Annotated in this window: 14 protein-coding genes; 9 read left to right on the top strand and 5 right to left on the bottom strand. The window is 49.2% G+C overall.

Annotated elements, in window-relative coordinates:
- Positions 1-98 precede the first annotated feature (98 nt).
- Together KDD36_10590 and KDD36_10585 are read left to right on the top strand one after the other, a co-directional pair.
- Positions 99-698 (top strand): hypothetical protein, encoded by a 600-nt coding sequence (locus tag KDD36_10590; protein MCB0397094.1) that lies wholly within the window; start codon positions 99-101, stop codon positions 696-698.
- Between the two features lie 4 nt (positions 699-702).
- Positions 703-1,311, top strand: a complete 609-nt coding sequence (locus tag KDD36_10585; protein MCB0397093.1) for a hypothetical protein — start codon at positions 703-705, stop codon at positions 1,309-1,311.
- A gap of 7 nt (positions 1,312-1,318) precedes the next feature.
- On the opposite strand, the gene KDD36_10580 is transcribed toward KDD36_10585, so the two are convergent.
- Positions 1,319-1,501 carry a hypothetical protein gene (locus tag KDD36_10580; protein MCB0397092.1) on the bottom strand — a complete coding sequence of 61 codons (183 nt, stop codon included), beginning with the start codon at positions 1,499-1,501 and terminating at the stop codon, positions 1,319-1,321.
- A 1,150-nt stretch (positions 1,502-2,651) separates the two neighbouring features.
- Here KDD36_10580 and KDD36_10575 point away from each other — a divergent pair.
- On the top strand, positions 2,652-3,140 hold the full coding sequence (locus KDD36_10575; protein ID MCB0397091.1) for a GyrI-like domain-containing protein: 489 nt from the start codon (positions 2,652-2,654) through the stop codon (positions 3,138-3,140).
- A gap of 922 nt (positions 3,141-4,062) precedes the next feature.
- On the opposite strand, the gene KDD36_10570 is transcribed toward KDD36_10575, so the two are convergent.
- On the bottom strand, positions 4,063-4,779 hold the full coding sequence (locus KDD36_10570) for an NAD-dependent deacylase (protein ID MCB0397090.1): 717 nt from the start codon (positions 4,777-4,779) through the stop codon (positions 4,063-4,065).
- A 57-nt stretch (positions 4,780-4,836) separates the two neighbouring features.
- Here KDD36_10570 and KDD36_10565 point away from each other — a divergent pair, with 57 nt between their 5' ends.
- The 6 genes from KDD36_10565 (at position 4,837) to KDD36_10540 (ending at position 16,754) form a co-directional block, all read left to right on the top strand.
- Entirely contained in the window at positions 4,837-7,113 is a 2,277-nt protein-coding gene (locus KDD36_10565; GenBank protein MCB0397089.1) for an NADP-dependent malic enzyme, read from the top strand.
- A complete protein-coding gene (gene ruvA / locus KDD36_10560) occupies positions 7,110-7,697 on the top strand; it encodes a Holliday junction branch migration protein RuvA (protein MCB0397088.1) in 588 nt (195 codons plus the stop codon). The genes KDD36_10565 and ruvA overlap by 4 nt, the downstream gene beginning before the upstream one ends.
- Before the next feature lie 178 nt (positions 7,698-7,875).
- Positions 7,876-15,075, top strand: a complete 7,200-nt coding sequence (gene sprA / locus KDD36_10555; GenBank protein MCB0397087.1) for a cell surface protein SprA — start codon at positions 7,876-7,878, stop codon at positions 15,073-15,075.
- Positions 15,076-15,168: 93 nt separating this feature from the next.
- Positions 15,169-15,549 (top strand): glycine cleavage system protein GcvH, encoded by a 381-nt coding sequence (gcvH, locus tag KDD36_10550; GenBank protein ID MCB0397086.1) that lies wholly within the window; start codon positions 15,169-15,171, stop codon positions 15,547-15,549.
- A 6-nt stretch (positions 15,550-15,555) separates the two neighbouring features.
- Positions 15,556-15,954, top strand: a complete 399-nt coding sequence (locus tag KDD36_10545; GenBank protein ID MCB0397085.1) for a VanZ family protein — start codon at positions 15,556-15,558, stop codon at positions 15,952-15,954.
- A gap of 86 nt (positions 15,955-16,040) precedes the next feature.
- Positions 16,041-16,754 (top strand): energy transducer TonB, encoded by a 714-nt coding sequence (locus KDD36_10540; GenBank protein MCB0397084.1) that lies wholly within the window; start codon positions 16,041-16,043, stop codon positions 16,752-16,754.
- An 80-nt stretch (positions 16,755-16,834) separates the two neighbouring features.
- Here the strand turns inward: KDD36_10540 and cysN are convergent, their stop codons facing one another.
- The 3 genes from cysN to cysC are packed head-to-tail and all read right to left on the bottom strand — an operon-like array spanning position 16,835 to position 19,715.
- A complete protein-coding gene (gene cysN, locus KDD36_10535; protein ID MCB0397083.1) occupies positions 16,835-18,112 on the bottom strand; it encodes a sulfate adenylyltransferase subunit CysN in 1,278 nt (425 codons plus the stop codon).
- A 47-nt stretch (positions 18,113-18,159) separates the two neighbouring features.
- The gene (cysD, locus tag KDD36_10530; GenBank protein ID MCB0397082.1) at positions 18,160-19,065 is read right to left on the bottom strand and encodes a sulfate adenylyltransferase subunit CysD; all 906 of its coding nucleotides are present in this window, start codon (positions 19,063-19,065) and stop codon (positions 18,160-18,162) included.
- A gap of 26 nt (positions 19,066-19,091) precedes the next feature.
- Positions 19,092-19,715 carry an adenylyl-sulfate kinase gene (gene cysC, locus KDD36_10525; protein MCB0397081.1) on the bottom strand — a complete coding sequence of 208 codons (624 nt, stop codon included), beginning with the start codon at positions 19,713-19,715 and terminating at the stop codon, positions 19,092-19,094.
- Positions 19,716-19,958: the final 243 nt, after the last annotated feature.

The following is a 19,958-nucleotide window of genomic DNA, read 5'->3' as shown; positions in this document are numbered from 1 at the left end:
GGCACTTTCTGGAGCATATTTTCGAAAAAACCGAACGGCTGGAACCACCTTTTCAATTTTCTACTGCATAATCTGGGTTAAAAGAAGCGCGTAAATAGATGAACTTTCAATCATTGGCCGGTGAGATCATTCAAATGAAAGAACATGATCTTGAGGTAAGGCAAGGCCTGGCAGAGAGCGGTGCGCTTTACGACGGTTACCATGCAGAGATGGAAGCGGTTCATCTGAAACACGCGCGGCGGTTGAGTAAGATCATAGATGAGATCGGATGGCCTTCGGAGGCAAGGGTGGGTCGTCAGGCGAGAGACGCTGCCATGATCATCGTCCTGCATGCGATCTCCTTCCCGGGATTTCAACGCCGTTGTCTTGAGTATGTGAAGAGGGCGATGGACGAAGGCCTGGAAGACAGACGGAACTTTGCATTCCTGTATGACAGAATATGCTTCAATGAACGTCGTCCGCAAGTGTTCGGTACACAGTACGACTGGGACGAACATGGAGAGATGAGCCCATGGGTAATGGAAGATACTGCAAATGTAAATGCGTTGCGGTTGTCCTACGGCCTCAATCCGATTGAAGAGGAAACGGAAGCCATCCGGAAGGGAGTGGCTGATTCAAATCAAGCGCCACCTGAAAGCTATGAATTGAGGCAGAAAGAGATGGAGGAATGGAGCAGGAAGGTGGGGTGGATCACCTAAAGCAATGCTTAACTACACAACTATTTTTTTGTTCTTCTGTTTTGGGGTGTCTTTTGCACAGGATACCCTGAATGTGCACTTTTTATATGGTTCCAGGCCAGCCTGGAAATTTAGGGATGAAGAGGTTACCTGGTTTGGAGGAAAATGGGGTAGTCATGTAGGTGTTGAGGGTGAAAAAGACCAGATCGTGAACTTCCTGCCCAGGGGTAAATTTCATTTGTTTGCCAAAAAGAACAACCGGCATAGCATGTTTGCTTCCATCAAGGAAAAAAGTTTTTATGCATTATTTGGCGGAGAACCGGACAGCATGAAGAAGGCGGTCTTTCATATCCCGGTAACCCCGTTTCAGAAACATTGTTTCGACAGCATAACGGCGGCATATCTTGCAAACAGTCCTTACGATTATGCTTTTGTTGGCATGCGGTGCGGGGCAGCGGGTTATGATATTTTGTCGCAATTGGATATTCTCACAAAGTACAGTTATAGGAAGACTTACCGACGCATATTTTATCCCCGGCGACTCCGGAAGCGGTTGTTCAGAAAAGCCAGGGAGAAAGGGTGGAAGGTGGAGACCCGGGAAGGAACGGCGCGCCGCAAATGGGAGCGGAATTAAGCACCTATTATCCTGCCTGTTGTTTATCCCTGATCTTTATTCTTTTCCGGAGTGCGATGATATAAACCACTGCACCGGCCCCAATGATGATCAGGTCGAAAGGGCGAGCGGCGCCATGGAGGCCGATGGCCATGGTCATTCCAAGAATGATCAGAAAAACGGCGAGAAAAAATAATCTTTTATGTGGCATGGGGTAAAGGTAGGCAGAATGTCAAAATAGGGTTTGACGGTTTAAGGTTTAAAGTTGCCGCACAACACGGTTCACCGGGCTGCGATACATCACCAGCCTGCTATCACCATGGCTGGCGCGTCGGCTGGCAGGCCAGTCTGCCTTGCAATGGCTAGTGCTTCCGCTGGCAGGCCATCCTGCTCCACAAAGTCTACCGCGTTGGCTGGCAGGCCAGCCTGCCCCACAAAGTCTACCGCGTTGGCTGGCAGGTCCTCACATCACTAAATCACCACATCACCAAATAGAAACATTCGGTACCGATCCTGCCTTCTGCCAACTACCTCCTGCCTACTCCAAAACACTCTTGTCCCTGGGACTTCAACAGACGGGGCACACGAATCCCCGCCCCGCTCTCAAGTTAACGTAATTAGTCATGTGATCCGGGATAATGTGACGCGTATTCTTGCAGAGGTAAGTCAGAACTGAAATGGTGCATGGCATGCTGAACCTATCCTGCTTACACGCCGTCTGACGCTTCATGTTGCAATGCGCCCACTGGACATGAAAGTTATCAGGTTGGCGACTGCCTCCTGCCAACTGCCTACCGCCTCCTGCCAACTCCAATACACTCTTGTCCCGGGGACTTCAACGGACGGGGCACACGAATCCCCGCCCCGGTCTCAAGTTACCATATTAATAGCGAGGTAGTGGACAATGTATATCCACTTCTTACGCGGGTAAGTCAGATCATAAAATTGGTTTGGGTTAGCGATCATGTTCTGGCATGTCCCGATCATGAAAAGTTTGTGTTATCCCAAACTATGCAATAGAAAATTTTCTATTGCATAGCGATTAAGAAAATCAATCTTTTCGGCCCGTACTTCGTGCATCCGAAAAGTGATTTTCTAAATCGGGATAACCCCAACTAATTACAGATAGTTCGGCTCGTTACTCACCTCCTACTGCAAAAGTTGGGGTTATTTCTTACAGACGTATGAATCGCACGTACATCATCCCATTTGACATCCATATTCTTTATAACTTGTTCCGGGGTGGGGATTCATGCCCCCAACTCAAACTAACCACCGTTCCCTACCAGGCCGCCTCCTGCCTCCCGCCTCCTGCTTACTGTCTCCCGCCAACTTCCCCCCAATATTCCTATCTTGAACCCATGGAACAAACACCACGAATAGAAACCCTTTCTGAAAAGCAACTGATCGGACAGCATATCCGCATGTCCATGGACAACAACCGCACGGGTGAATTGTGGCGTAGCTTCATGCCCCGACGGAAAGAAATTCTCAACCCCATAGGTTCGGAATTATTCTCCCTGGAGATATTTGAACCGGGTTATTTCGAAAACTTCAGTCAGGGTAAAGAGTTTGAAAAATGGGCTGCCGTCGAAGTGAGCCATCATGGTCAACTGCCGGAAGGAATGGAATCCCTGATCATACCTGAAGGCCTCTACGCTGTATTCATTCATAGGGGTCCGGCATCCGAAGGACCCAAAACCTACCAATACATTTACAATACCTGGCTTCCGCAATCAACCTATCAGTTGGCTGACCGCCCGCATTTCGCCATCATGGGTGAAAAGTATAAACATGATGATCCTGATTCGGAAGAGGAGGTCTGGGTACCGGTGAAGGAGAGAGTTTAGATGATGAGATATTAGAATGTTGGATCATATGTCATGGATAAATACTGACCTGCTTCCCGGGATTGGTTTGTACGGACTGATCTATGTAACATTCAGGAAACGCATTGACCGGTTTGCATCCGGTCGATTTAATCATCTGACATGGCGGTTTGTTTGTTTTTATGGTTTGTTTACGTGCCTGCAATGGCTTGTACGTTTCACGCCGGTGGTTGGTCAAATGGAAATCAAGTATTGGACTCCGGTTTGTATTTCAATTGTGAGAACATTACTCCTTACCCAATTATATTGGATCAGATGGGTTCGTCAAAGTGCAATCATGAGGTTAGTGCTTGTAGTATTACAGGTCATCCACCCGGAGCTATATATAATGTTGGTTGTTTCAATACATCGTGACTTTCTGCCATCTTTCTGGAGTATGCATGGGATATTAGGCAAAGAGTTATGCCATGTTGCAACATCGTTTTCGCTATTTATGGCTTTACTTTTTATCGTATATTTACTGGATAGGATAAAAAGGAAAGATGAATCGGATAGCCAGCTTCCCGAGAACCAAAAGCCTGGAACACCGTAACAGAAGCATCAACACAGATTGATCACATCATGAAATCCTCCAAAGACATCCGGGTGGAATATCTTTGCCACCAGCCATTCTGGAAGTTCAGGAAAGCCGGCGACGATACGTTCTGCAAATATTGCAAGCAAAGCACTTTTGAACTATGATGCCAATGAAGATAATGCGAATCACATTGGCATTTTGCTATTTACCCTGGTGGCTTGATCCCCGGATAATTATTACCGATGAAGGGACTTGTGATCGATAATTCAGATATACGCTAAACCGTACACTTTAAACCATTAACCCTCATATGTCACCGGAACAACGAATGTCCCCGAACCAGAAACTAGAAACCACCCTCCTTCGCTAAAGCTTCGGAGGGCCCGGCAAACCAGAAGCCACCAACTTCTTAACAACTTCCGGTACCCCGGTTCCAGCAGTCTGCCGCACAATGGTCAGGTTGTCCATATAACCTGCTTCCGTGTCGTTCGGATCAATGAGGTATTTAGGGATGTGACGTGGTGCATAATGAACCAGTCCGGCCGCCGGATAAACAGCCATCGACGTCCCGATGATCAGCAGGGCATCCGCTTTCATACACATCCGTTGCGCGATCTCGATGTTAGGGACCATCTCCCCGAACCATACGATATGAGGCCTGAGCTGCGATCCACGCTCACATTTGTCGCCGAGCTTCAGTTCCCAGCCATCCAGGTCATAGACCAAGGTGGGGTCCAGCGTGCTTTGCACCTTTCTGATCTCTCCATGCAGATGAAGCACGTTCGTGGATCCCGCCCGTTCATGCAGGTCATCGATGTTTTGCGTGATGATCTGCACATCATGGGTCTGCTCCAGTTCCACCAGGGCATGGTGGCCGGCATGGGGCTCTACCTCCATGATCTGTTTTCGCCGCTGATTGTAGAAGTCCAGCACCAGGGCCGGGTTGGCCCGAAAAGCCTCGGGTGTGGCCACATCTTCTATGCGGTATTGCTCCCATAGCCCGCCGCTGTCGCGAAAGGTGGAGATGCCGCTTTCTACGCTGATACCGGCGCCTGTAAGTACAACGATCTGCTTGCGTTTCATGGCGAAGGACTTCCTTTAGAATTTTTACATTTGTTGACGAGCTAACAAAGTTAAAATATGGGAAAAAACAGCAAGCAGGAGGCGTTGGAATATCACGCTTACGGGAGACCTGGAAAAGTAGAGGTCATCCCTACCAAGCCTTATAGTTCTCAGCGGGACCTGTCACTGGCATATTCACCCGGCGTGGCAGAACCGTGTGTGGCGATCAGCGAGAACCCGGATGACGTGTACCGGTATACCGCCAAAGGCAACCTGGTGGCCGTCATCTCCAACGGAACCGCAGTACTCGGACTGGGCAACATCGGTCCGGAAGCTTCCAAGCCTGTCATGGAAGGAAAAGGCGTCCTGTTCAAAATATTTGCCGACATCGACGTATACGATATCGAAGTGGATATCGAGGATGTCGATGCCTTTGTCACCACGGTGAAAGCCATTGCACCGACCTTCGGTGGCATCAATCTGGAAGACATCAAAGCCCCGGAGTGTTTCGAGATTGAGAAACGCTTGCGTGAAGAGCTGAACATACCCGTCATGCACGACGACCAGCATGGTACGGCCATTATTTCCGCGGCGGCACTCATCAATGCACTTGACCTGGTGGATAAAAAAATTGAAGAGGTGAAGATCGTGGTGAATGGCGCCGGTGCCTCTGCCGTATCCTGTACCCGTCTTTACCTGTCACTCGGGGCAAAACTGGAGAATGTGGTGATGCTTGATAGCAAAGGCGTTATCCGGAAATCCCGGAAGAACCTCGACGCGCAAAAGGCCTTCTTCGCCACAGACCGTGATATTGAAACACTGGAAGATGCCATGAAAGACGCCGATGTTTTCGTGGGGCTTTCCAAAGGCAATGTGGTTTCACAGGACATGGTTCGTTCCATGGCCGCCAAGCCGATTGTGTTTGCCCTGGCCAACCCTGATCCCGAGATCACCTATCCGGATGCCATGGCTGCAAGGGAAGACCTGATCATGGCCACTGGCAGGTCCGATTACCCCAATCAGGTAAACAATGTCCTGGGCTTTCCATTCATCTTTCGCGGCGCCCTGGATGTACGTGCCACCGGCATCAACGAGGAGATGAAGCTGGCAGCCGTGAAGTCCATTGCAGATCTGGCACGCGAAGCCGTTCCTGAGATCGTCAACCAGGCATACAATGCAAAGAATATGGTGTTCGGGAAAGATTATATCATCCCTAAACCGATGGACCCCCGCCTGATCACGCGGGTGGCCCCTGCTGTCGCGAAAGCAGCGATGGACTCCGGTGTCGCACGTGACGGGATCGAAGATTGGGACCAGTACAATGTGGAGCTCGTGAAACGGATGGGCCTCGACAACAAGCTTATCACCGCCATCGCCACCCAGGCCAGACAAAAACCGAAGCGGGTGGTGTTTGCAGAAGCGGATCACTACAAAATTCTCAAGGCGGCCAAGATGGCAAGGGATGAAGGTATTGTGAAGCCCATCCTCCTTGGGAATGTGGAACGCATCCGGGCTTTGATGAAGGAGAATAACCTGGATCTTGGCGATACACCCATCATTGATCCCCGTTCTGAGCAAGAGGAAGAACACCGGAAAACATACGGTGAGATCATGTTCAGCAAACGGCAACGCCGTGGACTGACCGAGTACGAATCACGCCACCTCATGCGTGAACGGAATTATTTCGGCGCGATGATGGTAGAGAACGGCGAGGCAGATGCCCTGCTCTCAGGACTCACACGCAATTACCCCAATACCATCCGTCCTGCCTTGCAGATCATCGGTACCCAGCCTGAGGTGAATAAGGTCGCCGGGATGTATATCCTGTTTACCAAGCGCGGTCCGCTTTTCTTTGCGGATACAACCGTTAACCTGAACCCGACGGCACAAGACCTCGTGGATATTGCCGTGCTGACGGCCAAAGCAGTCAAACAATTTAAAATACAACCGCGGATCGCCATGCTGAGCTATTCCAACTTTGGCTCTGCCGATGGCGAAGACTGTGAGAAAGTGCGCAAAGCCGTTTCCATTCTTCATGAAAATTATCCCGGATTAATTGTAGACGGGGAAGTGCAGGCTAATTTTGCCCTGAACCCCGAATTGCTTCGTGAAAACTTCCCTTTCACCGAGTTGGGCAGGGAAGGTGCAAATACCCTGATCTTTCCTAACTTGTCTGCCGGTAACATCGCCTACAAACTGGTACTGGAATTAGGTGCCACCGAGGTCATCGGTCCGGTTCTTCTTGGCCTGAACAAATCGGTGCACGTGCTTCAGCTGGGCAGTTCAGTCAGAGAGATCGTGAATATGATCACCCTGGCGGTGGTGGATGCCCAAAACAAAAAAACCTCTGCATGATTACACAACTCAAGGGACGCCTGGTCGAAAAAAGCCCTACCCATGCGGTCGTAGATTGCCAGGGTGTCGGCTACTGGCTTAATATTTCGTTGCATACCTATGCGGACCTTGGCCAGGATGAGGCGATCCTTTTGTATACACACCTGGTGGTTCGTGAAGATGCCCATATCCTTTTCGGATTCTCAAGCCGCGAGGAAAGGGATCTGTTCAGGCAATTGATCTCTGTTTCCGGTGTTGGTCCTTCAACGGCACAAATGATCCTGTCATCTCTCAATCCATCCGAAACCAGAAAGGCGATCCTGGAAGGAAACGTGGCCTTGCTGAAAAGCATCAAGGGTATCGGGGCCAAGTCCGCCGAACGCCTTATCATCGACCTTCGGGATAAGATAGGTAAAGGGGGTGGTGCAGCAGATGTCATTACAAAAGACAAGCCTGTGGCGGCGAAGGATGAAGCGCTGGCTGCATTGACACAGTTGGGCTTCAGCCGGGTTCAGGCAGAGCGGGCGGTCGAGAAAGCCATCAAGAGCGAAGGCGATGCGGTTCCTGTTGAACAGATGATCAAAGTAGCCTTAAAGAACCTTTAACAAGCGGTTTTGTGGAATTTCGTTCCTTTATGCCCCATTTTATGAGGAAGTTGAATGTTGGCATTCGAGTATTTTCTGGTCATGTAATAATCCCCACCACCAGACGTTGTAGTCTTTTTTAAAGGACAGCAGGGAAGAAGCTAAGCCGGCAAATAACAGGTAAAATGTAACAGGATTTTTGAAACAACACAGGCATATATCAACCGTTAGGGGCATTGCTGCTCTGGCACTGAGTGGCACCATGTGGGTCGTTCAGGCGGGTGATAATGTAAACCTGAGTTTTTCAGATGACCGCACCACCCATACTTACCTGTCGGTAGCCGGTGATACCGGGAAGAAAGACCTGCCCTACGATATGAAGGACCGGTACGGAGATCACACCGGCAGTGACGACAACCCGATGTACCTGAAAGACCCTTCCAATATTGAGCGTCATATCGAATATGATGCGGAAACGGGTCAGTATGTGATCACCGAGACCATGGGTGGACTGAACTATCGGCCGCCAACCTACATGTCCTTCGAGGATTATCAGAAGTATATCTCGGAGCAGTCGGAGCAGAATTACTGGAAACAACGGGTGCAAGGCGAAGGTTTCGACAGGCAGCGTACCGTTATCCCCCAGATTCATGTGGGAGGGGAAGCCTTCGACCGGATCTTTGGCGGAAGTACCGTTGATATCCGTCCACAGGGTTCCGCGGAACTGATCTTTGCCGCCAGCATCTCCAGAACAGACAATCCCGCTCTTCCCGTAAAACAACGTCGCATTTCCACCTTCGACTTTCAGGAGAAAATCCAGATGAATGTGGTAGGAAACATCGGAGAAAAGCTCAAGTTGACCACCAACTACAATACGGAAGCCAACTTCGATTTTGAGAACCAGATGAAATTGGAGTACACCGGCTACGAAGATGAGATCATTAAAAAGATCGAGGCCGGAAACGTGAACCTGCCGCTGACAGGAACGCTGATCACCGGTAGCCAGAGTCTGTTCGGTATCAAGACCCAGTTGCAATTCGGACGCGCTACCGTTACCACCATCTTCTCACAACAAAAAGGAAAAAAATCGGAGATCGAACTTCAGGGAGGCGCGCAGACCAACGATTTCGAAATAGAAGGACTCAATTACGAGGCCAACCGACACTTCTTCCTCAGCCAATATTTCAGGGATCAATATGAACAGGCATTGTCAAAAATGCCGGCCATTACCTCTGGTGTCAACATCACCAGGGTGGAAGTCTGGATCACCAACAAGAATCCATCCACCGAAAACACCCGGAACATTATTGCATTGACCGACCTGGGGGAGAACGGTTCCAATATTTGCAGCAGCAGCGGTTATGTGGTTCCAACAGGAGCCATCTTCCCTAACAACGGCACCAATGACCTTTATGCCAACATCACCGGACTGACCGGGGTTCGTGACCTGAATACCACCACTGCCGTGCTTTCCACGACGCCACTCACACCAGTGGATGACTACGAGCGGATTGAAAGTGCCCGGATGTTGAAACCCACCGAGTTCTCCTTCCATCCACAACTGGGATATATCTCCCTGAACCTTCAGCTGAACCCCGATGAAGTACTGGCCGTTGCTTTCCAGTACACTGTAGGCGACAAGACCTACCAGGTGGGTGAGTTCTCCACAGATGGGATCGTGGCGCCGGAAGCACTGGTTGTGAAGATGCTCAAAAGCACCATTATCAATCCCAGGAATTGTGTATGGGACCTGATGATGAAAAACATTTACGCCATCAATGCCTACAATGTCAACCGGGATAACTTCAAGCTGAACATTTTGTATTACGACGTGGATCAGGGTTCGTCGATCAACTTTATCCCCGAGGGTAGCATCCAGGGAAAGCCGCTGCTTACCGTTCTCAACCTGGATAACCTCAACGTAAATAATGATCCTGTCCCCGATGGGGTATTCGACTTCATTGAAGGACTGACGGTCAAGGTGCAGAACGGCCGGATCATTTTCCCCGTACTCGAACCGTTCGGTAGCTACCTCAAATCCCAGTTCACAGATCCGGCCATTGCGGATAAATACATCTTCCAGGAACTGTATGACTCTACCAAAACCGCGGCACAACAACTTCCGGTGAACAAGAACCTGTTCTCCATGAAAGGGCAGTACCAGTCTTCCACCAGTTCTGAAATATCCCTCGGTGTACCTAACGTTCCGCAAGGTTCCGTGAAAGTGTCCGCCAATGGCCGTATCCTCCAGGAAAACATAGACTATACCGTGGATTACGTCTTCGGTCGTGTAAAGATCATCAACGAAGGTCTGCTGAATTCAGGTACCCCGATCAAGATATCGCTGGAGAGCAACTCCCTGTTCAACATCCAGTCGAAAACGCTGATGGGTGCCCATATGGACTACCGCATTTCCAAGGACTTCAATTTGGGTGCGACGGTGCTGAACCTGACGGAACGCCCGCTGACCCAAAAAATTCAGATAGGGGATGAACCGATCTCAAATACCATCTGGGGGCTTGATGGAAGCTACCGAACCGAATCACGCTTTCTGACCAAAATGGTGGATAAGCTTCCCTTCCTTGAGACGAAGGAAATATCCACCATATCCGTGGATGCCGAGTTTGCCAACCTGGTTCCCGGTCACCAGCGGGCCATCGGAAAGGACGGAACCGCTTACATCGATGACTTCGAAGGCAGTGAAACATCCATTGATATCAAATCTTTCGGTGCATGGACGCTGGCAAGCACGCCGCAAGGCCAACCCGGCATATTCCCGGAAGGTGGCTTGTTCAATGATCTGAACTATGGAAAAAACCGCGCGAAGCTGGCCTGGTATTTTATCGATCCTTCGTTCCTGAGACAGGATTCACAGACTCCGGATCACATCAAGAATGACCTGGATGCTCAGTCTGACCACTACAGCCGCGAGGTTTTCCAGCAGGAGATCTTCCCGAATCGTCAGGCGGCCAACGGTCAGCCCACCAACCTTTCCGTCCTTAACCTTGCGTTCTATCCCGGTGAAAGAGGACCTTACAACTACGACGTCAACTCGGGTACCTATTCCAAAGGTCTGAACCCCGATGGTACATTGATTGATCCATCTTCAAGATGGGCAGGTATCATGCGGAAGATTGAAACGAATGACTTTGAAGCTTCCAACATCGAGTTCATCGAGTTCTGGGTGATGGACCCCTATCTGTACGATCCTTCACACAGCGGTGGTGATCTTTATTTCAACCTTGGAAACATCTCCGAGGACGTATTGAAAGACTCCCGCAAATTCTTTGAACATGGATTGCCTTCCGGCCCCGACGGAGACCTTTATGATGTTACCGCATGGGGAAGGGTTCCTGTTGTGCAGTCGCTGGTGGATGGATTCAGCAATGATGAAAATGCACGAATTTATCAGGACGTAGGTTTCGACGGATTACGGGATGTCGATGAGAAAGTATTCTTCGATTCCACCTATGTGCGGCAAATTGCCAGTTCTCCCGGTCTGGGTACCACCAGTCAGGCATACATACAGGCCAGCAACGACCCTTCCGGTGATAACTACCACTATTACATGGGCGATGATTACGATCAGGCGAAACTGGGGATATCCGAACGCTATAAAAGATACAATGGCCCTGACGGAAACTCACAGGAGAGCACGGGCAACGAAGTTACCCAGGCAACATCTATTCCCGACAAGGAAGACCTGAACCGGGACAATACCCTCAGCGAAAATGAAAGCTATTTTCAGTACCATGTAAGCATGCGTCCTCAGGATCTCGTGGTGGGCCAGAACCACATTACCGACAAGGTGGAGCATGAGATGGAGTTGCCCAATGGCAAAACTGAAACCGTTTCCTGGTATCAGTTCCGGATACCGATAAAAAGTCCGGAAGATATTGTGGGCAGTATCTCTGATTTTCGCTCCATTCGCTTCATGCGGATGTATATGAAAAATTTCGACAAGCCGGTAATCTGCCGCTTTGCCACCCTGGAACTGGTACGCAGCGAGTGGCGTAAATTCACGGATCTTCTTTACCCGGGTGAATACCTGCCCGACGACAACGACGGAAGCACCACCTTCGACCTCACTACAGTAAATATCGAGGAGAACGGTTATAAAACGCCGGTCGCTTATATCCTTCCTCCGGGTATCAACCGTGAGGCGGACATTTCCACCACCAACCTGCGTCAGTTGAATGAACAGTCGTTGCTCTTCCGGGTCTGTGATCTGAAAGACGGGGATGCAAGGGCTGCTTTTAAGAATGTGGATTTTGATGTGCGTTCCTACAAAAAGCTGAGGATGTTCATTCACGCAGAAGCCTTCGGCAATAATAGCCTCAATGACAATGACCTCTCGGTGATCATCCGGTTGGGAACGGATTTCAGTGATAACTATTACGAATATGAGATTCCCTTGAAGGTAACGCCGGCAGGATCCACAGACCCCTATGCGGTATGGCCTGAGGTTAATAACCTGGAGCTGGACTTTACCGTGTTGCAAAAGGTGAAGCAAAACCGAAACATCCGGTTGATTACGGACCCGAATATTAATTTATTGACGCCTTATCAGGAGACCGACGGAAAAAATTATGTGGTGGTAAAAGGTAACCCGAACCTCAGCGACATTCGCAAGATCATGATCGGGGTGCGTAATCCGAAAGCAGATGCCTCGAGGCCGGCAGACAATGATGACGGTACTTCAAAATGTGCGGAAGTCTGGGTGAATGAACTGCGCCTGGCAGACTTTGATGAAAAAGGCGGATGGGCGGCCAATGCGAGGGTGAATGCACGGCTGGCGGATTTCGGGAACATCGCTGTGTCCGGTAACCTGAGTACCGTTGGTTTCGGATCCATTGAGAAGAAGGTGAGCGAACGGCAAAGGGAAAATACACAGGCGTATGATGTCTCTTCCAACCTGGAGCTGGGTAAATTTCTTCCTGAAAAAACCGGTATCAAAGTGCCGATGTATGTGGGGCATTCCGAAGGCTATTCCATGCCCCAGTTCAATCCCCTGGATCCAGATATCCTGCTGAAACCCATCCTTGACAACGACGCCATTCCCATACATCAAAGGGATTCCATCAGAAGTACGGCCCAAACCTTTAACAAAAGAAGAAGCCTCAATTTTACCAATGTCCGGAAAGACAACACCAGCGGAGGTAAGGCGCGTTTTTATGACGTATCCAACCTGAGCGCTACATACGCCTATACGGAATCATATATGCGCAATGTGCAGACGGCACACCTGACCATGCGTACCTACAGAGGAGGGCTTACATACAACTTCAATACTACCCCCAAACCGGTACAGCCCTTTAAGAATGTGGGCTTCCTGAAGTCCAAACACCTGCGCCTCTTCAGGGATTTTAACTTCTACACCATGCCCTCAAGGGTGTCCATTCGTACCGATCTGAACAGGATGTATTCAGAATCATTGCTGCGGAATACCTCCAATTCTTCTTTGTTGCAGATCACGGAAACCTACAACAAATCATTTACCATGGGACGGTATTACGATGTGAAGTACGACCTGACCAAGTCCCTGAAGCTCGATTACAATGCCGTGAACCAGGCCCGGATCGATGAACCGGAAGGGCGTATAGATACCGACGAAGAAAAAGATTCTGTTCGCACCAACCTGTTCAACGGAGGAAGAACCACCACCTTTGGCCAACGGGTAAGTGCCAGTTACAACCTTCCCCTGAACATGATCCCCGCTCTGAACTGGATGACGGTGAGCACACGCTATACAGGAAACTACGATTGGCGTGCGGCGTCACTGGCAACAAAACATCTCGGAAATACCATTCAGAATAGCAACCAGAAACAGATCAATGGTCAGGTAAATTTGCAAACACTCTATAATAAAATACCGGCCCTTAAAAAGCTGGCACAGGAAGACAAGCCAACCAGAGGGAACCCGGCAGCAAAAAAGCCCGAGCCTCCCAAGAACGAAGAAGATAGCACAAAGAAGAAAAAGGAAAAGGATCCGCAACAATATGATGTTCTGAAGTACCTGGGCCGACTGGTGATCAGCGTGAAGAATATTTCTGTGAACTATTCGGAAACCCGCGGTACCACCCTGCCCGGTTATCTTCCGAAGACCTACATCGCCGGTATTGAAAAATACCACTCTGATGGAATAAGCCAATACAACGACCAACTGGCGCCGGGTATCCCGTATGTTTTTGGTATGGGTCAGGATCTGATCAGGGAAAATGCGGCAACCTACGGATGGATTACCCGGGACACCCTGCTGAACAATCCGTTCATGCAAACCTATGTGCAGAATATCAATATCAGAAGTACCATACAACCCCTCAAAGACCTTAAGATAGATGTAACGGCCACCCGGAATTACAGCGAGAATTACCAGGAATATTTCCGATGGGACGGAGCTTCCGGATATAAAAGTTACAGTCCGATGGAAACCGGTAATCTGAGCGTATCCTTTATAGCCTGGGGTACCGCGTTCAAGGGTGATGATAAAAACGGTAATTCGAAGGTGTTCCAGAAATTCCTCGATTTACGATCGCAGATTTCGCCAAGACTCGGGCAGAAGAACAGCAACTCCACCGGTCCCGTGATAGGACAGTATTGGGATGGATACGGGCAGAATTCCCAGGATGTCATGATCCCGGCATTCATTGCAGCCTATGGAAACAAGAGTGCATCCACGGTAACATTGAGCCCGTTTAACATGCTTCCCAAACCCAACTGGACCGTAAACTACACAGGCTTTATGAAGATGGAATTCTTCAAAAAGCGATTCAAATCATTTAATATGAATCATGGTTACCGGTCTTCATTCAATGTCGGATCATACACCACCAACCTGTTGTATTCCGAACAGAACGGGGCTGCCTATAACCGTGATGTGAACGCCAATTTCATATCACAGCGACAGATCAACCAGGTATCGATCACCGAACAGTTCAGCCCGTTGATCAATGTGGATGCCACCTGGAACAACAGCCTTATTACCAAGGTTGAAATTCGTAAGGACCGGAATCTGTCCATGAATTTTGCCAACAGCCAGTTGATGGAGCAGCGGGGAAGAGAACTTGTCATCGGCGGTGGGTATCGCATCAAGGATCTCGAACTGCCTATCAAGGTGGGTAAGTCAAACCTGAAGAGTGACCTTAATCTGAGAGCGGATCTGTCTTTCAGGAATAACCTGACCACCAGGAGATGGGAAGAAAATGGCAACATCATCAATCAGGCTTCAGGAGGTAACAACACCATCTCCATCAAAACATCGGGTGACTACGTGATCAATGAGCGGTTTAATGTTCGTGTTTTCTTTGACAGGATCATTACCAAACCGGCACTGAGTTCCGCCTTTCCCACGTCGAATACCAGTGCCGGTGTAAGCGTACGGTTTACCCTTGCTCAATGATAATATCACGCATCTTTCAAACCCTAATTTCGCACTAATTTCCTTCCTTGTCAGCTTTGGAAAAAAATGTATTTTTGACAAAAAATTAACAAAATGAACATTCCTGAAAACCTGAAATACACCAAAGACCACGAGTGGGTGCGCATCGAAGGAGAGGTCGCCTTTATCGGTATTACGGATTTCGCGCAAGGAGAACTGGGCGATATTGTTTTCCTGGATATTAATACGATCGGTGATACCCTGGCCAAAGAGGATGTATTTGGTACGGTGGAAGCAGTGAAGACCGTATCCGACCTGTTCATGCCCCTGTCCGGGGAAGTGCTGGAATGGAATGATTCTCTCGAAGCAAATCCCGAATCGATCAATAAAGATCCGTATGGAGATGGTTGGATGGTGAAGATTTCCATCGGTGAATCCTCTGAACTGGAGGATCTTCTATCTGCCAACGAATACAAGGAATTGATCGGAGAGTAACCGGTCATGCTTTTCAGGCATTTCGCGTTTCCCGTTTTTTGGGCATTACTGATCCTTGGACTTTGCGGTCTGCCGGGTGATGAGCTACCGGATAGTGACCTGTGGGATTTGTTGTCATTTGACAAGGCAGCACATGCCATTCTCTTTGCAGTGCTGGTATCTTCCCTGATCGTTGCTTTCAGTAAACAACATCCGTTCTATGCCTTACGTTATCATGCCAGGAGCACTGCCGTGATCATTGGTTTTGTCTATGGTACCCTGATCGAAGGACTGCAGCTGATCATCTTCAGTCAACGATCCGGAGATCTGATGGACATGATGGCCAACGGGATCGGTTGTCTGGCCGGATTGATCATGTTCTACACCGTTTATGGGAAGTCACCGGAGATGTTTTCCCGGAGATAGCCAACGAAACAGGCTTGTATTCTAAATAAAAAAATATGTAAATTAGCACGGATAAAGGGCCGCTGAAACCTTTTAGATATCGTATTATGAGCGTAAAAAAATCACCGGAAGCCGATCTTGAGAAAAAGCGGCCGACTTACATGCTGATCAGTTATGCCGCAGTATTGTGCGTTATTCTGATCGGGTTTGAAATAAAGGTATTTGACAGAACCCTGATGGATCTGGGAGACGTGATGGTGGATGACATTGCGGAAGAAATGATTCCGGTCACCCGTCAGGAAACACCACCACCACCACCACCGCCACCACCACCCGCACCGCCGGAAGAGATAGAGATCGTGGAAGATGACCAGGAGGTCAATGAAACTCCTGTGTTTCAGTCTGAGATCGATGAAAAAACCGAGATCGCGCCCATGGAAATGGTGCAGGAAGAAGAAGCGGCTCCTGAGATTTTTGTAATCGTGGAAGATATGCCCAGATTTCCTGGCTGTGAAGATGAAAAGAGCAAAGCCGAAAAGGAAAAATGCGCGTTCATCAACATGCAGAAGTTCATTGTGAAGAATATGAATTATCCGCCTAAAGCACTGGACGCAGGTATCACCGGTACGGTGTATGTGAACTTTGTGGTGATGCCTGATGGTTCCATCAAGGATGCGAAAATCGCCCGCGGAATCGGAGGCGGATGTGATGAAGAAGCACTTCGTGTGGTAAGCTCCATGCCCAAATGGAAACCCGGAAAACAACGTGGTAAACCCGTGATGGTAAGCTTTAACCTTCCTGTAAAATTTGCACTGAAGTAGATTTGAAAATATAAGCATAAAAAAAGCCGAACAATTTGTTCGGCTTTTTTTATATCCCTAAACGAATCAGGTCCACGTGATCAAATGATCATACCGGCGCCTACCGTCTCATTTGTACCCTCGTCAACAAGGATCACACTTCCTGTGCTTCTGTTTTTACGGTAGGAATCAAAGAACAACGGTTGTGTTGTACGCAGGGATACCCGTCCTATCTCATTTAAACCAAGCGAATCAACATCCTCTATGCGGTGCAACGTATTGATATCTACCCGGTACTTGATCTCTTTGACCACACACTTTGCATCCTTGGATGTGTGCATGATCACATATTTGTTGCGTACGCTTAATTTCTTCTCATTCATCCAGCAGATCATGATTTCAAGATCCTGGCTCACATTCGGTGCGTTGTCTTCCCTTACGATCATATCCCCGCGACTAATGTCGATGTCGTCTTCCAGGGTCATGGTCACCGACATAGGTGCGAACGCTTCTTCCAGACGTTCATCCATCAGATGTATGGACTGGATCTTTGACGTGAACCCGGAAGGAAGAACCATCACCTGGTCGCCTACCTTGAACACGCCACCGGCAATGCGTCCGGCATAGCCCCGGAAGTCGTGATATTCATCAGATTGCGGGCGAACCACGTACTGCACCGGGAAACGACGATCGATGTGGTTGTTGTCACTGGCGATATGAATGTTCTCCAGCAGGTATAACAGCGTAGGTCCGTCATACCATTTCATATTCTCAGACCTGTTCACCACGTTATCGCCTTTCAATGCGGAGATCGGGATAAAGCGAACGTCCGTTACATCCAGCTTTGAAGCGAATGCCTCGAAATCTTTCCGGATCTTCTCAAATGCTTCCTGCTTGTATTCAACCAGGTCCATCTTGTTGATACAAAGCACCACGTGGGGTATACGGAGCAGAGATGCGATGAATGCATGCCGGCAGGTCTGTTCTACCACACCCTGGCGGGCATCCACAAGAATGATGGCCAGGTTGGCGGTGGATGCTCCCGTTACCATATTGCGGGTGTATTGTATATGGCCGGGTGTATCTGCGATGATGAATTTACGCTTGGGCGTGGCGAAGTAGCGATACGCCACATCAATGGTGATACCCTGTTCGCGTTCTGCACGAAGCCCGTCCGTCAGCAAAGCCAGATCGACCTCACCACTGCCACGTTTCATGCTGGTTTCTTTAATGGCCTCGTATTGGTCTTCGAAGATCGACTTGCTATCGTAAAGCAGCCGACCGATCAAAGTACTCTTACCGTCGTCTACGCTTCCAGCGGTGGTGAAGCGCAGCAGCTCCATATTCAGGTAGCCTTCGGTGTCAACGTTGTTTGTCATAATTGGGAATATGATTTGATCCGGACTCATGCCGGACAGGGATTCGATTAAAAATAACCGGCTTTCTTTCTGTCTTCCATAGCAGCTTCGGAGCGTTTGTCGTCGGCCCGGCCACCTCTTTCGGTGATGCGTGAAGCGGCCACTTCTGAAATGATATCCTGCAAGGTACTGGCAGGAGATTCAACCGCACCTGTGCATGTCATGTCGCCAATGGTGCGGAAACGAACCACCTTGCGTTCCACCTCTTCCGTGTCCTTCAGATTCAGGTATTCGGAGGCGGCAAGCCACATACCATCTCTTTTGATCACTTCTCTTTCGTGACTGAAATACAGTGAAGGCAGGTCAATATTTTCCAGGAGGATGTATTGCCAAACATCCATTTCTGTCCAATTGCTGATCGGGAATACACGGAAGTGCTCACCGATGAGTTTCTTTCCATTGAAGAGGTTCCACAGCTCGGGGCGTTGGTTCTTCGGGTCCCACTGCCCGAACTCGTCGCGGTGTGAGAAGAAACGTTCCTTGGCACGTGCCTTTTCTTCGTCTCTGCGTGCGCCACCCATGGCGGCATCAAATTTGTGTTCCTCGATGGTGTCTAGCAAGGTTACGGTTTGCAGGGCATTCCGGCTGGCGTTGAATCCTTTTTCCTCGGTCGCTCTTCCGCTATCGATGGATTCCTGTACACTGCCAACAATCAGACGTGCCCCGATCTTTTCCACCAACCGATCTCTGAATGCGATGGTTTCGTCAAAATTATGACCGGTATCGATATGCACCAGAGGGAAGGGAAGACGGGCAGGCCAGAAAGCTTTTCTTGCCAGGTGGAGCATCACGATTGAATCTTTTCCTCCTGAGAAAAGCAAGGCGGGTTTTTCGAATTGCGCAGCAACCTCGCGGATCACATAGATGGATTCGGCTTCCAGTTCGCGCAGGTGACTTAAATTATAGGACTTCATGCTTTCGTGTCTTTCTATAAATGCTTTTATGAATCGCTCCGGTCTTTGGTGATCCGGGGTTCTATAAAATCCAGTAACTGTTGAACGGCCTCATCAATGCTGGATTGATCCGTGCGAATCTCTACATCCGGATGCTCGGGAGCCTCGAATGGCGCACTGATGCCAGTGAAGTCCTTGATCTCTCCTGCCCGTGCTTTCTTGTACAAGCCCTTCACATCACGATCTTCACAAACTTCAATGGGTGCATTCACATAAACTTCAACAAAGTTCTCTGTCCCGATGATCTTACGTGCCATTTCCCGGTATGCCCGGGTGGGACTTACAAAGCAATTGATGGTGATGATGCCACAATCAAGGAATAACTTTGAGACCTCGGCTACCCTTCGGATATTCTCATTCCGGTCGTCTTCGGAAAATCCCAGGTTGTTGTTGATGCCGGCCCGCACATTGTCACCGTCGATCACCTGCGTAAAGAACTTTTTCTCAAAAAGTCTGCGCTCAAGCGATTTGGCCAGGGTGCTTTTTCCGGATCCGGACAAACCTGTCATCCAGATCACCATGGCTTTTTGCTTCAGGAAATCTTCTTTTTCCTTTCGCCCCAGAATCTGATCGAAAATGGGGTAAATATGTTTTTCTTCTGACCGGTTCATGGTTTTGGGAATGCAAAGATAGTAATTAGTCGTTAGTAGAAAGTCGGGAGAGGTTCCCGGGTGGTGTGAAGTAGGCAGTAGGCAGTAGGCAGGAGGCAGTGCGTAACGCGTGAGGCTGGCGGGGTAGGGTTTGCTGATGGGTACGGGGGGGTGTATGATGTATGATGTGTGATGTGTGATGTGTGATGTGGAGGTTCGGCGAAGGTTCCCGGATCGTTCTACTCCCGGGACTTATGTACATTC

This window comes from Flavobacteriales bacterium (genome assembly GCA_020435415.1).
Classification (GTDB): Bacteria; Bacteroidota; Bacteroidia; order JACJYZ01; family JACJYZ01; genus JACJYZ01.
This window is presented reverse-complemented; position numbering and strand designations above follow the sequence as displayed.

Bases quoted from the DNA above. Each gene is read 5' to 3' on its own strand.
- KDD36_10545 (MCB0397085.1), top strand. From the start codon at position 15,556: ATGCTTTTCAGGCATTTCGCGTTTCCCGTTTTTTGGGCATTACTGATC.
- KDD36_10570 (MCB0397090.1), bottom strand. From the start codon at position 4,779: ATGAAACGCAAGCAGATCGTTGTACTTACAGGCGCCGGTATCAGCGTA.
- cysN (MCB0397083.1), bottom strand. From the start codon at position 18,112: ATGACAAACAACGTTGACACCGAAGGCTACCTGAATATGGAGCTGCTG.
- gcvH (MCB0397086.1), top strand. From the start codon at position 15,169: ATGAACATTCCTGAAAACCTGAAATACACCAAAGACCACGAGTGGGTG.
- KDD36_10580 (MCB0397092.1), bottom strand. From the start codon at position 1,501: ATGCCACATAAAAGATTATTTTTTCTCGCCGTTTTTCTGATCATTCTT.
- KDD36_10540 (MCB0397084.1), top strand. From the start codon at position 16,041: ATGAGCGTAAAAAAATCACCGGAAGCCGATCTTGAGAAAAAGCGGCCG.
- KDD36_10575 (MCB0397091.1), top strand. From the start codon at position 2,652: ATGGAACAAACACCACGAATAGAAACCCTTTCTGAAAAGCAACTGATC.
- cysC (MCB0397081.1), bottom strand. From the start codon at position 19,715: ATGAACCGGTCAGAAGAAAAACATATTTACCCCATTTTCGATCAGATT.
- KDD36_10585 (MCB0397093.1), top strand. From the start codon at position 703: ATGCTTAACTACACAACTATTTTTTTGTTCTTCTGTTTTGGGGTGTCT.
- KDD36_10565 (MCB0397089.1), top strand. From the start codon at position 4,837: ATGGGAAAAAACAGCAAGCAGGAGGCGTTGGAATATCACGCTTACGGG.
- cysD (MCB0397082.1), bottom strand. From the start codon at position 19,065: ATGAAGTCCTATAATTTAAGTCACCTGCGCGAACTGGAAGCCGAATCC.
- ruvA (MCB0397088.1), top strand. From the start codon at position 7,110: ATGATTACACAACTCAAGGGACGCCTGGTCGAAAAAAGCCCTACCCAT.
- KDD36_10590 (MCB0397094.1), top strand. From the start codon at position 99: ATGAACTTTCAATCATTGGCCGGTGAGATCATTCAAATGAAAGAACAT.